12 protein-coding genes and 1 riboswitch are annotated in these 13,404 nt (G+C 64.5%); of the genes, 6 read left to right on the forward strand and 6 right to left on the reverse strand.

Annotated elements, in window-relative coordinates; all coding sequences use genetic code 11:
• Positions 1 to 3: 3 nt before the first annotated feature.
• Both gcvH and gcvT read right to left on the reverse strand, forming a co-directional pair.
• Positions 4 to 372: a glycine cleavage system protein GcvH gene (gene gcvH / locus AXW67_RS20290; RefSeq protein ID WP_027552593.1), complete on the reverse strand. Its 369-nt coding sequence runs from the start codon at positions 370 to 372 to the stop codon at positions 4 to 6.
• A 9-nt stretch (positions 373 to 381) separates the two neighbouring features.
• Positions 382 to 1,515: a glycine cleavage system aminomethyltransferase GcvT gene (gcvT, locus tag AXW67_RS20295; protein WP_063679276.1), complete on the reverse strand. Its 1,134-nt coding sequence runs from the start codon at positions 1,513 to 1,515 to the stop codon at positions 382 to 384.
• Positions 1,516 to 1,658: 143 nt separating this feature from the next.
• Positions 1,659 to 1,749: riboswitch (glycine riboswitch) on the reverse strand.
• A gap of 223 nt (positions 1,750 to 1,972) precedes the next feature.
• Here gcvT and alaS point away from each other — a divergent pair.
• Positions 1,973 to 4,651, forward strand: coding sequence for an alanine--tRNA ligase (alaS, locus tag AXW67_RS20300; protein ID WP_063679394.1), 2,679 nt, complete (start codon positions 1,973 to 1,975; stop codon positions 4,649 to 4,651).
• A gap of 5 nt (positions 4,652 to 4,656) precedes the next feature.
• The gene (locus AXW67_RS20305) at positions 4,657 to 5,883 is read left to right on the forward strand and encodes a cyclic nucleotide-gated ion channel (RefSeq protein ID WP_063679277.1); all 1,227 of its coding nucleotides are present in this window, start codon (positions 4,657 to 4,659) and stop codon (positions 5,881 to 5,883) included.
• Between the two features lie 4 nt (positions 5,884 to 5,887).
• Here AXW67_RS20305 and AXW67_RS20310 read toward each other — a convergent pair whose 3' ends face one another.
• Complete coding sequence (locus AXW67_RS20310; protein WP_063679278.1) at positions 5,888 to 6,388, reverse strand: DUF3455 domain-containing protein; 501 nt, start codon at positions 6,386 to 6,388, stop codon at positions 5,888 to 5,890.
• A gap of 159 nt (positions 6,389 to 6,547) precedes the next feature.
• Positions 6,548 to 7,762, reverse strand: a complete 1,215-nt coding sequence (locus AXW67_RS20315; protein ID WP_063679279.1) for an NADP-dependent isocitrate dehydrogenase — start codon at positions 7,760 to 7,762, stop codon at positions 6,548 to 6,550.
• A 336-nt stretch (positions 7,763 to 8,098) separates the two neighbouring features.
• Between AXW67_RS20315 and AXW67_RS20320 the strand changes: the two genes are divergently transcribed.
• Positions 8,099 to 9,307, forward strand: a complete 1,209-nt coding sequence (locus AXW67_RS20320; RefSeq protein ID WP_063679280.1) for a TrmJ/YjtD family RNA methyltransferase — start codon at positions 8,099 to 8,101, stop codon at positions 9,305 to 9,307.
• Positions 9,308 to 9,507: 200 nt separating this feature from the next.
• On the opposite strand, the gene AXW67_RS20325 is transcribed toward AXW67_RS20320, so the two are convergent.
• On the reverse strand, positions 9,508 to 10,719 hold the full coding sequence (locus AXW67_RS20325) for a GGDEF domain-containing protein (protein WP_063679281.1): 1,212 nt from the start codon (positions 10,717 to 10,719) through the stop codon (positions 9,508 to 9,510).
• A 283-nt stretch (positions 10,720 to 11,002) separates the two neighbouring features.
• Between AXW67_RS20325 and cynS the strand changes: the two genes are divergently transcribed.
• A complete protein-coding gene (gene cynS / locus AXW67_RS20330) occupies positions 11,003 to 11,491 on the forward strand; it encodes a cyanase (RefSeq protein ID WP_063679282.1) in 489 nt (162 codons plus the stop codon).
• Positions 11,492 to 11,552: 61 nt separating this feature from the next.
• Positions 11,553 to 11,975, forward strand: coding sequence for a hypothetical protein (locus tag AXW67_RS44190; protein WP_245315647.1), 423 nt, complete (start codon positions 11,553 to 11,555; stop codon positions 11,973 to 11,975).
• A 17-nt stretch (positions 11,976 to 11,992) separates the two neighbouring features.
• On the opposite strand, the gene AXW67_RS20340 is transcribed toward AXW67_RS44190, so the two are convergent.
• Positions 11,993 to 12,316, reverse strand: a complete 324-nt coding sequence (locus AXW67_RS20340; RefSeq protein WP_027552584.1) for a DUF1476 domain-containing protein — start codon at positions 12,314 to 12,316, stop codon at positions 11,993 to 11,995.
• 311 nt (positions 12,317 to 12,627) lie between these two features.
• On the opposite strand from AXW67_RS20340, the gene purC reads away from it, so the two are divergent.
• Positions 12,628 to 13,395: a phosphoribosylaminoimidazolesuccinocarboxamide synthase gene (gene purC, locus AXW67_RS20345; RefSeq protein WP_008974302.1), complete on the forward strand. Its 768-nt coding sequence runs from the start codon at positions 12,628 to 12,630 to the stop codon at positions 13,393 to 13,395.
• The last annotated feature ends 9 nt before the right edge of the window (positions 13,396 to 13,404 follow it).

Consider the following 13,404-nt stretch of genomic DNA (forward strand, 5'->3'; position numbering starts at 1 on the left):
TCTCTAAGCCGTGTGCGCCTTGTAGGCGGCTTCATCCATGAGTCCGCCGAGCTCGCTCTTGTCGGCGATCTTGATCTTGAAGAACCAGGCCTTGCCTTGCGCATCCGAATTGACCAGCGCCGGTTCGCTCGCGAGACCTTCGTTCACCTCGAGCACCTCGCCGGAGATCGGCGCGTAGACGTCGGAGGCGGCCTTCACCGACTCGACCACCGCGGCAGCTTCCGTCTTCTTGAGCGCGCGGCCGACCTTGGGCAGTTCGACGAACACGACATCGCCGAGTTGCTGCTGCGCGTAGTCGGTGATGCCGACGGTGGCGACATCGCCGTCGATGGCCAGCCACTCATGGTCGGAGGTGTACAGCGTCGTGGTCATTCTCGATCCTCAGCGTTTGTAGGTATTTTTCACGAAAGGCATGGCGGCGACTTGCAGGGCCAAGCGCTGGCCGCGCACCTCGGCAAACAGTTGTGTGCCGAGCGCGCTCTGCGCGGTGGGCACGCAGCCCATCGCAACCGGCGCATTCAGGCTCGGGCCAAAACCGCCCGATGTGACCTTTCCGATCGGCTCGCTCGACGTCGCATCGGCAAACAGCGGCGCGCCCTCGCGCACCGGCGCGCGCCCCTCGGCGCGCAGGCCGACGCGGCGGCGGCTCGCGCCCTGGTCGAAATCGGCGAGGATCTTCGCCGCGCCGGGAAAGCCGCCGGTGCGGCGGCTCTTCTGCACCGACCATTCCAGCGCCGCCTCGACCGGCGTGGTGGTGGTGTCGATGTCGTGGCCGTAGAGGCAGAGACCTGCCTCGAGCCGCAGGCTGTCGCGCGCTCCGAGCCCGATCGGCAGCACGTCGGAATTGTCGAGCAGCGCCTTGGCCAGCCGCTCGGCATCGCCTGCGGGAACCGAGATCTCGAACCCGTCCTCGCCGGTATAGCCCGAGCGCGACACGAAGCAGTCGATGCCGTCGACCTTGCGCGGGCCCGCATCCATGAATTTCATCGCGGACGCCTCTGCACAGAATTTCGCCAGCACGGCTTCGGCCTTCGGGCCCTGCAGCGCGATCAGCGCGCGGTCGGCAAGCGAATCGATGATGCAGTCATCCGAGAGACGCGCGCGCAGATGCGCTTCGTCCTCGGCCTTGCAGGCGGCGTTGACGACCAGAAACAGGTGATCGCCGAAATTGGCGACCATCAAATCGTCCAGGATGCCGCCGTCCGCATTGGTGAACTGGGCATAGCGCTGCCGTCCCGGTGCGAGCGCCACGATGTCCTGCGGCACCAGGCGTTCCAGCGCCTTCGCCGCATCCTCGAGCCTGCCGGATTTCGGCAGCAAGCGGATCTGGCCCATATGGGACACGTCGAACAGGCCCGCCGATGACCGGGTGTGAACGTGTTCCTTCAGCACGCCCGCGGGGTACTGCACGGGCATTTCATAGCCCGCGAACGGCACCATCTTGCCGCCGAGGGACACGTGCAGGGCGTAGAGGGGGGTGCGTCTGAGGGAGTTTTGGTCGTCGCGTGCAAGCATCACAGGGGCCCTCGCGGTTCCCGGGGAGGATTCCCCGTCGAAACCAGTCGAAGCCCCATCTGTCGCTGTGCCTGAGAGTATTATCCCGTCGGCGGGTGCCACCCGGGCCTCAAGCCCGTCGGCGCCTCTTTCCAGATGCTGTCAAAGCCACGCGGTCCTTTTGCCTGAGAGTTTCCGGGGCGGTTGCTCCTTCGGCGCCGGCTACCAAAAGCCGGTCTCTCCCGACGTGGCCGTACGATACAGGTAGGTACAGAACACAGCCGGGCCAAGCCTGTCAACGCGGCCAAAATGGCTATCAACGGTCGATTGCGCGCCTGCGGCAACCCTCTGATCTGTCTGCACAGTTTCTGGACAGCGAAGCTGGCCTTGTCTAAAAGCGCATTGGCCCGCAGATATCAGCCTAAATCACAGGTTTGGATGGCGTGAAGCGGGTCCAAGCACACCCGATTGGATGAACATGAGCGGCGTCAACGAGATCAGGTCGACCTTTCTGAACTTCTTTGCCAAGAACGGCCACGAGATCGTGCCGTCCTCGCCATTGGTGCCGCGCAACGACCCGACGTTGATGTTCACCAATGCGGGCATGGTGCAGTTCAAGAACGTCTTCACCGGCATGGAGAAGCGGCCCTACCAGCGCGCCACCACCTCGCAGAAATGCGTGCGCGCGGGCGGCAAGCACAACGACCTCGACAATGTTGGCTACACCGCGCGCCATCTCACCTTCTTCGAGATGCTCGGCAATTTCTCTTTCGGCGACTACTTCAAGGAGCGCGCGATCGAGCTCGCCTGGAATCTGATCACCAAGGATTTCGGGCTGAAGAAGGACAAGCTGCTCGTCACCGTCTATCACACCGACGACGAGGCCGCCGGCTTGTGGAAGAAGATCGCGGGCTTCTCCGACGACCGCATCATCCGCATCCCGACCTCGGACAATTTCTGGGCGATGGGCGATACCGGCCCGTGCGGTCCGTGCTCGGAGATCTTCATCGATCGCGGCGAGCACATCTGGGGCGGACCTCCGGGCAGCCCGGAAGAGGACGGCGACCGCTTCCTCGAATTCTGGAATCTCGTGTTCATGCAGTACGAGCAGGTGACGAAGGAGGAGCGCGTGCCGCTGCCGCGTCCCTCGATCGACACCGGCATGGGCCTGGAGCGCATGGCCTGCATCCTGCAGGGCGTCGACAGCGTGTTCGAGACCGATTTGTTCCGTCAGTTGATCGATGCGACCGCATCCGCGCTGGGCAGCGGGCCGAATGAGCAGACCGTCGCCTCGTTCCGGGTCATCGCCGATCATCTGCGCTCCTCGGCCTTCCTCGTCTCCGACGGCGTGCTGCCCTCGAACGAGGGCCGCGGCTATGTGCTGCGCCGGATCATGCGCCGCGCGATGCGCCATGCGCAGCTTCTGGGCGCGAAAGAACCGCTGATGCATCGCCTCGTCTGGGCGCTGGTGCGTGAGATGGGCCAGGCCTATCCGGAGCTGGTGCGCGCGGAGAAGCTGATCGAGGAAACGCTGCGGCTGGAAGAGACCCGTTTCCGCAAGACGCTGGTGCGCGGCCTTGCGATCCTCGACGAGAAGAGCTCGGGCTTGAAGAAGGGCGACATGTTCGACGGCGACGTCGCCTTCACGCTCTATGATACCTACGGCTTCCCGCTCGACCTGACGCAGGACGCGCTGAAGTCGCGCGGCATCAGTGTCGACCAGTCCGCCTTCACCGATGCGATGGAGCGCCAGCGCGAGAAGGCGCGCGCGTCATGGGCGGGCTCGGGCGAGGCCGCCAGCGAAGCGATCTGGTTCCCGCTGCGCGAGCGGCTAGGGGCCACCGAATTCCTCGGTTACGAGACCGAGAGCGCCGAAGGCGTCGTTGCGGCGCTGGTGAAGGACGGCAAGGAAACCGACAGCCTCAAGGCTGGCGAGACCGGCTCGATCGTTCTGAACCAGACGCCGTTCTATGCGGAATCTGGCGGTCAGGTCGGTGATACCGGCGTAATGGTCGGCGAGGGCGGGATCAAATTCCGCGTCACCGAGACGCAGAAGAAGGTCGGCGATCTCTTCGTTCATACCGGCACGGTGGAGCAGGGCACGCTGAAGGCCGGCACGGCGCTGCAGCTCGACGTCGATCATACGCGCCGGTCATCGATCCGCGCCAATCACTCGGCGACGCATCTGCTCCACGAGGCGCTGCGCCAGGTGCTCGGCGACCACATCGCCCAGCGCGGCTCGCTGGTCGCGCCCGACCGGCTGCGCTTCGACTTCGTGCATCCGAAGCCGATCACGGCCGAGGAGCTCGCCCGTGTCGAGGACATCGCCAACGATGTGGTGCTGGAGAATGACGAGGTCACGACCCGCATCATGGGCGTTGACGAGGCCCGCGAGGCCGGCGCCCGCGCGCTGTTCGGCGAGAAATATGGCGATGAGGTCCGCGTCGTCTCGATGGGCAAGACCGCGCGCGAGCACGGTGCCAATGCGCTCGGCTGGTCGGTCGAGCTCTGCGGCGGCACCCATGTCAAGCGCACCGGCGATATCGGCCTGATCACGCTGACGGGCGAGAGCGCGGTTGCTTCCGGCGTCCGCCGCATCGAGGCGCTGACCGGACGTTTCGCACGCAAGCATGCCAATGACACCATGGCGCTGGCGAAGACCGCGGCGGCCGAGCTGCGTACCTCGATCGAGGATGTCCCGGCGCGCATCACCGCGCTGATGGACGAGCGCAAGAAGCTGGAGCGCGAGCTGTCTGACGCGCGCAAGAAGCTCGCGATGGGCGGCGGCGCGTCCGCCGCCAACGGCGCGGCGGCAGGCGTGCGCGAGGTCGGCGACGTCAAGCTGATGGCGCGTGCGGTCGAGGGCATCGAGATGAAGGATCTCAAGAGCCTCGCCGACGACGGCAAGAAGCAGATCGGCTCCGGCGTGGTCGCCATCGTCGGCGTCACCGAGGATGGCAAGGCCGGGGTCGTGGTCGGCGTCACGCCGGATCTCACCTCGCGCTTCAACGCCGTGAACCTCGTTCGTGTCGCCTCCGAAGCGCTCGGCGGCAAGGGCGGCGGCGGCCGGCCCGACATGGCGCAGGCCGGCGGGCCCGATGGCGCCAACGCAGCGGCGGCGCTGTCGGCGATCGAAAAAGCCATGATCGGCGCTTAAATCCCATGCGCCTCGTTCCGCGAGGACGTGGGCTTCGCGATCCCAATCTGAGGGATCGCCTCTACGAATTGCTCGAGCACGATCCGCTGGCTTATTCCGTCGGCTCGCGCTTCATCCAGCTCATCATCGGCGTGATCGTGCTCGACGTGGTGGCGATGACGCTCGCCTCGGTGCCGGAGCTGGACGCGCAGTTCGGCGCGCTGTTCTCGGCGATCAAGATCCTGGCCGTGATCGTGTTCGCGCTGGAATATGTCGCGCGGCTGTGGACGGTGGCGGGCCACACGCAGCGCGGGGCCTCGCCGCTCGCGGACCGACTCGGCTATGTCTTCTCCGCGCTCGGCATCATCGACCTCATGGCGTTCCTCCCCGCCGGGATCGTGCTGGCGACAGGCCGGCACGCGACGCTCGCCGCGCTCGGCGTGCTGCCGTTCTTCAAGCTGGTGCGCTATTCGCCGGCGATGCGCTCGCTGCTTGCTGCCATTCACGCCGAGCGGCGGGCGCTGATCGGTTGCGTCGTCATCCTGGTCGGCGTGGTGCTCACCTTCGCCTCGCTGCTCTACGCCATCGAGCGTGAGGTACAGCCGGATAAGCTCGGCACCATTCCGCAGGCGATGTGGTGGGCGATCGTGACGCTCGGCACCGTCGGCTATGGCGACGTCGTGCCGGTGACGGCGCTCGGAAAATTCGTTTCCGTCTTCGCCATCATCAGCGGCTTCGCCATGATCGCGCTGCCAGTCGCGATCATCTCCACCGCCTTTGCCGAGGAGGTGAAGCGGCGCGATTTCGTCGTCACCTGGGGCATGCTGGCGCGGGTGCCGCTGTTCTCGAACCTCTCGGCATCGGAGATCGCCGACATCATGCGGCTCCTGCGGGCACGCACCATCGAGCAGGGCGAGATCCTGGTTCGCCGTGGCGATGCTGCCTCGTCGATGTATTTCATCACGGCCGGCGAGGTCGAGATTTCACTGCCGAGCCAGCGTGTGCGGCTTGCCGACGGCACTTTCTTCGGCGAGATCGCACTGCTGCACAAAACCAAACGCAGCGGCACGGTGACCGCCACGCGCAAGACCCGCCTCCTGGTGCTCGACGCCCAGCATTTTCATGCCCTGATCGAACGCATGCCGACGCTCGCCGCGCATGTGCACAAGACGGCCAAGGCGCGGCTCGAAGAGACGGGCGACCTCGCGGCGACAGAACTGGCGCAGGCGGAGAACGAGGACACCGACCGCTGAGCGATCAGCCCTTGCGCAGGAAGACGTACTCGGCCGAGTAGGGCGCGCTTTTGAACTCGCCGGCCTTGTCGCAAGCGCCGTCGAGCTTGCCGCCATGGGTGTTGATGCGCTGGACGGTGGTGACAGGCGTCAGGACGCCGCTGCCGCGGTGGGCGGTGACCTCCAGCTTCAGCCAGGGAATATCGCCAGCCGTCGCGCCAGGCGCGTTGCCGATGGCCTTGCCGACCACCGCGCTGCCGTCGGCGTGCTCCCAATTGGGGCCGGCATAGTGCCGGCCGATGGTCTTGCCCTCGGCAAGCAGAGTGGCGATCGGTTCGCGGAAGGCCCAGGCGAGCTTGCCGTCGGTGCCGGCCTTGCACTCATAGACCTGCGCACCCTCGGCATGAACGCTGAGCACGACGGTCTCGCCGGGCGCGGCAATCGCGTCGGGGAGCGGCTCGGCGGCGAATGCGGAGGTACTGGTCAGTGCGAAGAGCGCGAACGCGAGACTCTTGAATGTCGGCATGGTGCTCCCTCGGGCACAAATCTCGTCATTGCGAGGCGCTCGCGACAAAATTGCGTAGCAATTTTGCGCTGAAGCGACGAAGCAATCCAGGGTCCCTCCGTGGAGACAGTCTGGATTGCTTCGCTTCGCTCGCAATGACGGTTGAGGCGAGACGCCGGCTTAGGCCGCCAGCGCCTTCGTCAGGTTCTCGGCGACCTTGTCGAGGAAGCCGGTGGTCGAGAGCCAGCGCTGGTCGGCGCCGACCAGGAGCGCGAGGTCCTTGGTCATGTAGCCTTCTTCGACGGTGTCGACGCAGACCTTCTCCAGGGTGCTCGCGAACTTCGCCAACTGCTGGTTGTTGTCGAGCTTGGCACGGTGGGCGAGACCACGGGTCCAGGCGAAGATCGACGCGATCGAGTTGGTCGAGGTCTCCTTGCCCTTCTGGTGCTCGCGGTAGTGGCGGGTCACCGTGCCGTGGGCGGCCTCGGCTTCCACGGTCTTGCCGTCGGGCGTGAGCAGCACCGAGGTCATCAGGCCGAGCGAGCCGTAGCCCTGCGCGACCGTGTCCGACTGCACGTCGCCGTCGTAGTTCTTACAGGCCCAGACATAGCCGCCGGACCACTTCAGCGCCGAGGCGACCATGTCATCGATCAGGCGGTGCTCGTAGGTCAGGCCCTTGGCGTCGAATTCCTTCTTGAACTCGCGGTCGAAGATGTCCTGGAAGATGTCCTTGAAGCGGCCGTCATAGACCTTGAGGATGGTATTCTTGGTCGAGAGATAGACCGGGTAGTTGCGCATCAGGCCGTAGTTGAAGGACGCGCGGGCGAAGTCGATGATGGAGTCGTCGAGATTGTACATCTCCATGGCGACGCCGGCGCCGGGGGCCTTGAACACTTCCTTCTCGATCACGGTGCCGTCCTCGCCGACGAACTTGAGCGAGAGGGTGCCCTTGCCCGGGAACTTGATGTCGGTGGCGCGGTACTGGTCGCCATAGGCGTGGCGGCCGATGATGATCGGCTTGGTCCAGCCGGGAACGAGGCGCGGCACGTTCTTGCAGATGATCGGCTCGCGGAAGATCACGCCGCCGAGGATGTTGCGGATGGTGCCGTTCGGCGACTTCCACATCTGCTTGAGGTTGAACTCCTTCACCCGAGCCTCGTCCGGGGTGATGGTGGCGCACTTGACGCCGACGCCGACCTTCTTGATCGCCTCGGCCGCGTCGATGGTCACCTGATCATTGGTCTGGTCGCGGTACTCCATCCCCAGGTCGAAATAGAGCAGCTCGACATCGAGGAACGGGTTGATCAGCTTGTCCTTGATGTACTGCCAGATGATCCGGGTCATCTCGTCGCCATCGAGTTCGACGACGGGGTTGGTCACCTTGATTTTTGCCATGATCGGGAAAGCCTCTCGGGAACGGCGCCTTGGGCGCCAACGTGAATGTCCGGGGCCTCATAGCACCGGGACGCGGCGGGCGAAAGCCAAGTGATTATGCACTTTTAGCTCATCCAGCTTCCGCAGATGGGCAGCCGCGGCCAGCCCTCCGGCCGCCCCGGCGGTAAAGTTTCAGGCGAGATTCAAAAGCCGATTCTAACCCCGTTATTTCCCTTGAGAATTTTGTCAGGACAGGCAAACGACAGGCGGACGGAGCCGGCCCGAGGGGCCCGGTTTGAATCAATTCCAGGGAATGCCTGCGTAAGGCCTTCAGAACCAGCGTGAAAGCAAAACGAGATGTCGGGGACTGACAAGAGCAAGGCGGGCCTCGCCCTCGACGGTCCCATCGTGATCCTGGTCGAGCCTCAGCTGGGTGAGAACATCGGCATGGCGGCGCGCGCCATGGGCAATTTCGCCCTCGGCCGCTTGCGCATCGTCAACCCCCGCGACGGCTGGCCCAACGTTGCCGCCCAGCGCGCGGCGGCCGGCGCCGACCACATCCTGGAACGGGTCGAGCTGTTCGACACGGTCGAACAGGCCGTCGCCGATCTCGACCTCCTGTTCGCCACCACCGCTCGCCCTCATGACCAGGCCAAGCCGGTGGTCGGGCCGGAGGCGGCAGTGGCGGAGATTTCGGGGCACATCGCGGCAGGTGGCGGTGCGGGCATCCTGTTCGGCCGCGAGCGCTGGGGGCTGACCAACGAGGAGGTCGGGCTCGCCAACCGGATCATCACCTTCCCGGTCAATCCGGGCTTTGCCTCGCTGAACCTTGCCCAGGCCGTGCTGCTGATCGGCTATGAATGGTTCAAGCGGGTCACATCCGGCGCTCTGCCTCACGCCATGCCCGAACGTTCCGAGCGCGCCTCGCAGCACCAGATGCAGGCCTTCTTCGACAACCTCGTGCGCGAGCTCGACCGGGTCGAATTCCTGCGTCCGCCCGAGAAGCGCGACACCATGCTGGTGAATCTGCGCAACATCTTCACCCGGATGGAGCCGACCAAGCAGGACATGCACACCCTGCACGGTGTGGTCATGGCGATCGCGGAGGGGCGCAAGGGGCCGGCCAAGGGCGGTGTGCTCGATGGCGAGCAGGCGACACGGCTGCGCGCGCTTCTGGCCGAGCACGGTCAGGGCGGCGGGGTGCCCGACAGCGGCTCTACGGTGCGCGGGCTCGCGCGTCTGCTCCGCCGCAACCCGACCGACGCCGAGCGCCTGCTTTGGCAGGCGCTGACTCGCGACCGCCGCTTCGCCGGCCAGTTCAAGCGGCAGACCCCGGTCGGGCGGCACATTCCGGATTTCGTCTCGTTTGCGCACCGGATCGCGATCGAGCTGGTCAATCCGGGAGAGGGGGAGACGATTGCCGCCGACCGCGCGTCGCGGCGTGCGTGGCTGGAGGCGCGCGACTATCGCGTGATGGAGATTCGGGCGGCGGATGTGGAGCGCGATCTGGAAGTGGAGCTGGTGCGGCTGCAGGGGATGATCGCCGAAGGATCGAAGGCCTCGTAGGGTGGGTTAGTCGAAGGCGTAACCCACCTCTTCTTGCGATCCTTGCTGGAGAAGCGGTGGGTTACGCTTCGCTAACTAACCCCCCTACGAACTATCAGATGATCGAGATGCGGGCGGCGAGTCGAGCGGGATCTCGCCAGCGAGCTGGATCGGCTGATTGCAGGCATGACGGCCGCGCGCTGAAACGACGTCCGGAGCGGCTAGGCAGCGGCCTCGATTCCAGTGCCGCCGCTGCGCTGAAGCCGGCGCAAGGCAGCCAGGTTGGTCTTCACGGACGCGAGGCAGCAACGTGACTTGCCGCCGGATTTCGCCTCGTAGAGCGCGGTGTCCGCAACCGCAAGCAGCTTTTCGACCTCGCTGCCGTGATCCGGCGACATGGCGATACCGACGCTCGCGCCGACATTCGCGCAAATCCCATCAGCAAGCTCGTAGGACATCGTCACCTCGGCGATGATGCGATGGCCTGTGTCGAACGCCTGCTCGGCCGTGGGACTGTCGGACAGGACCACGAATTCGTCGCCGCCCATGCGCGCGATGACCGAGCCGAGCGGCAGCGCGCGGTGCAACCGTTCGGCGACCCCTTTGAGCACCTTGTCGCCCGCGGCATGTCCAAAGGTGTCGTTGATCGGCTTGAAATTGTCGAGATCGAAGAACAGCACCGCAAACTGCGTTCCCTCGCGGTGCGATGCCTTCAACTTCGTGGTGAGGGCCTCGACGAACCCGGCGCGGTTCAATAGCCCCGTCAGTGCATCATGATGCGCGCGATGACTATTCTCGCGTTCGGCGCGCATGGTGGTGATCAGCATTCGGTTGAGCCGGAACGCGGCGGCGGTCATGGCTGCGAGATACATCGGTACCTGAAGATATACGATGTAGAGCAGCGGCTCTCCGGCCAGCGCGGCGCCGGGGATGATCGGGCCGAGGCTGAGCAGGATCATGGCTCCGGCAAGCCGCGGCGCACTGAAGTTGCGGAAGCAGATGCCGCCGACCATCGCCGCCGCGGACAGGGACGCGAGCATTGCGACCACCAGGTCGCCGCTCGCGATGCTGACGAACACGCCGAATCCGACGCTGGCGCTCCAGGCAACGGCAAGGAGCAGGTGCAGGTCGGTGGGCGTCGACCGGTGAGCGCGCGCTGCGCGAAGGGCCATGATCAGCACTGTGAGGCGGGACAGGCAGACGGCAATCTCGAGGACCAGCCAGGAGACGAAAAGGGGGGTCGGCTGTCGGATCGCGATCACGGCGGCCACCGCAACGGTGTTGACGGCGCCGGTCGCAAAGACCGGCAGCGATCCATGGAGCTGGGCAATGAGTGCCGTGCGGATGTCCTCAGGCGCGCCGGGTCCGGCGTCGGCCAACCAGCGTGTCACGCGCCATTGCGGCAGGCTGTAGAGCAGCTTCTCGGATTGCATTGCAGAGCGTCCCAGTATTTCGCCGGCCAACAACGACGGCCGCTCCTAACGACCATTTAAGACCGCCTCCGATCGTTGGCCGTGCTTGACGCGGGGTAAATCAGGGCGCTTGGGCCGTGGCGGCGGTGCAGGCCGATGCGGATCGGTGCAGGCGAGGACTACGGCCTGATCCGCTGGCACATTTCGTGCAAATCCAAAACGACACGAAGCGAAGTTGCGGATATCGTGCTCCTCTGCCGGGAAACGATGATGCGACACAATGGCCTGCAAGGGAGACTTTCAAATGAAGCGTTCCGACCTCACCGAAAAGCTGCTCGACATCAAGCGCGAGAAGGGCTGGAGCTGGAAGTACATATGCGAGAAGATCGGCGGCTATTCCGAGGTGCTGATCGTCGGCGCCATTCTCGGCCAGATGAAGCTGACCAAGCCGCAGGCCGCCAACGCCGGTGAGCTGTTCGCCCTGTCGAAGGCCGAGACCGCCATGCTCAACGAGGTGCCGATGCGCGGCACCGGCACGCCGATGCCACCCACCGATCCGCTGATCTACCGCTTCTACGAAATGGTGATGGTCAATGGCCCGGCCTGGAAGGCGCTGATCGAGGAAGAGTTCGGCGACGGCATCATGTCGGCGATCGACTTCGACATGGCGATCGAGCGCGTTGCCAATCCCAAGGGCGACCGCGTCAAGATCACCATGAGTGGCAAATTCCTGCCGTACAAATATTACGGCGCCAGCGGCAACGTGCCCGAATACGGCTTCAAGGAGGGCTGACCGAAACGAAGGAGATCGCGGGCGCAGAAGGGCGGTTAACCCTTAGTGAAGCGGCAGGTCGGTGTTTGCGATCCGCAGTTTGCCCGATCGCAACCTGCGGTGGCTATGTACCGACATGTCACTTCAATCACAGGTGCCCCTCATGATGTTGCGCTCGCGTCTTGCCTTGGCAGGCATTGCCCTGCTGTTCGTCGTCACTCCGGCCGCCGCCCAGTCGCCCGGCCAGGTGCGTGTGCAGAGCACGATCAACTTTTTCGTCGCGGGTCCGAGCGGAGACAGCGAGGAGGGGCAGAAGTTGCGCGATCGCGCACGCCGCACGGTCTACGAGATGGCGGCGCGCGAATGCGAACTCCTGCGCGAGACGCTCGCCCGTGATTGCCGGATGGAATCGGTGAATACCAACATCAACCGGCAATTCGGATCGCAGCAACCCGAAGGATTCAGCGTCAGCGGCTCGATGGGTTTTCAGATCACGCTGAAATAGTCGCCGACCGGCGGGGCCTATTTCCCCGCCTTCACCTCTGTAACCGCCACCGCGATCAGCTCGTTCATCTTGGCGCGAATCGCCTGTTCGGTGATGGCGACGCTTTTGGCGGCGAAATCGGCCATGACCTTGCGCAGCACGTCGCCGTCGCCGGCTTCCTCGAAATCGGCCGCGACCACTTCCTTGGCATAGGCCGTCGCCGCGTCCCCGGTCTTGCCGAGCTTTTCCGCGGCCCACAGGCCGAGCAGCCGGTTGCGGCGGGCTTCGGCCTTGAATTTCTGTTCCTCATCAAGGGCGAATTTCTTCTCGAAACCTTCCTCGCGCTTGTCGAACGTGGTCATGCCTCTATTCCAATTCCCTGCTGAATCGACGTCCGGGGCCTCGTTGCGGCGGCCCCCTCGCATGCCTAGATAGAGGGCACGAATCGGCAAAACAACGAGCCGTTAAGCCGCAGGCAAGACGGTATAAGTTGATGCCGGACGGCCGGATCGATTGTGCTGGGACAGCCAATCGGATAGGTTGCCTAAAGGCTCGGTTCCTGTTCTGTTTCCATGGGTTCCGGGCCGTTCACGGCAGCTCCGCTGTGGGTCGTAATCCTAGTCAACCGGAGCACACCAAATTCATGGATTTCAACAAAACACGGTACATCCCAATGAGCCGTCGGCGTCGCATTTATGAAGGCAAGGCAAAGGTCCTGTACGAAGGTCCGGAGCCGGGCACCCTGATCCAGCACTTCAAGGATGACGCCACCGCGTTCAATGCCAAAAAGCATCAGGTGATCGAGGGCAAGGGCGTCCTCAACAACCGGATCTCGGAGTACCTGTTTCAGCACCTCAACGACATCGGGGTGCCGACCCACTTCATCCGCCGCCTCAACATGCGCGAGCAGTTGATTCGCGAGGTCGAGATCGTGCCGCTGGAAGTGGTGGTGCGGAACGTCGCCGCCGGCTCGCTGTCGCAGCGGCTCGGCATCGAGGAGGGCACGCAGCTGCCGCGCTCGATCATCGAATTCTACTACAAGAACGACCAGCTCAACGACCCCATGGTGTCGGAAGAGCACATCACCGCCTTCGGCTGGGCGACGCCGCAGGAGATCGACGACATCATGGCGCTCGCCATCCGCGTCAACGACTTCCTCACCGGCCTGTTCCTCGGCATCGGCATCCGCCTCGTCGACTTCAAGATGGAGTGCGGGCGGCTGTTCGAGAACGAGATGATGCGGATCATCGTCGCCGACGAGATCTCGCCGGATTCCTGCCGGCTCTGGGACATCAAGTCGAACGAGAAGCTCGACAAGGATCGCTTCCGCAGGGATCTCGGCGGGCTGCTCGAGGCCTACACGGAAGTCGCCAAGCGCCTTGGCATCCTGATGGAGAACGAGCGGCCTGCGGGTTCCGGGCCGGTGCTGGTGAAGAGCTGAGAGAGGATT

It is taken from the genome of Bradyrhizobium neotropicale, assembly GCF_001641695.1.
GTDB classification, from domain to species: Bacteria; Pseudomonadota; Alphaproteobacteria; order Rhizobiales; family Xanthobacteraceae; genus Bradyrhizobium; species Bradyrhizobium neotropicale.

Coding starts and splice junctions, on each gene's coding strand:
- cynS (WP_063679282.1), top strand. CDS start 11,003: ATGAAGCGTTCCGACCTCACCGAAAAGCTGCTCGACATCAAGCGCGAG.
- alaS (WP_063679394.1), top strand. CDS start 1,973: ATGAGCGGCGTCAACGAGATCAGGTCGACCTTTCTGAACTTCTTTGCC.
- purC (WP_008974302.1), top strand. CDS start 12,628: ATGAGCCGTCGGCGTCGCATTTATGAAGGCAAGGCAAAGGTCCTGTAC.
- AXW67_RS20325 (WP_063679281.1), bottom strand. CDS start 10,719: ATGCAATCCGAGAAGCTGCTCTACAGCCTGCCGCAATGGCGCGTGACA.
- AXW67_RS20305 (WP_063679277.1), top strand. CDS start 4,657: ATGCGCCTCGTTCCGCGAGGACGTGGGCTTCGCGATCCCAATCTGAGG.
- gcvH (WP_027552593.1), bottom strand. CDS start 372: ATGACCACGACGCTGTACACCTCCGACCATGAGTGGCTGGCCATCGAC.
- AXW67_RS20315 (WP_063679279.1), bottom strand. CDS start 7,762: ATGGCAAAAATCAAGGTGACCAACCCCGTCGTCGAACTCGATGGCGAC.
- AXW67_RS20340 (WP_027552584.1), bottom strand. CDS start 12,316: ATGACCACGTTCGACAAGCGCGAGGAAGGTTTCGAGAAGAAATTCGCC.
- AXW67_RS20320 (WP_063679280.1), top strand. CDS start 8,099: ATGTCGGGGACTGACAAGAGCAAGGCGGGCCTCGCCCTCGACGGTCCC.
- AXW67_RS20310 (WP_063679278.1), bottom strand. CDS start 6,388: ATGCCGACATTCAAGAGTCTCGCGTTCGCGCTCTTCGCACTGACCAGT.
- gcvT (WP_063679276.1), bottom strand. CDS start 1,515: ATGCTTGCACGCGACGACCAAAACTCCCTCAGACGCACCCCCCTCTAC.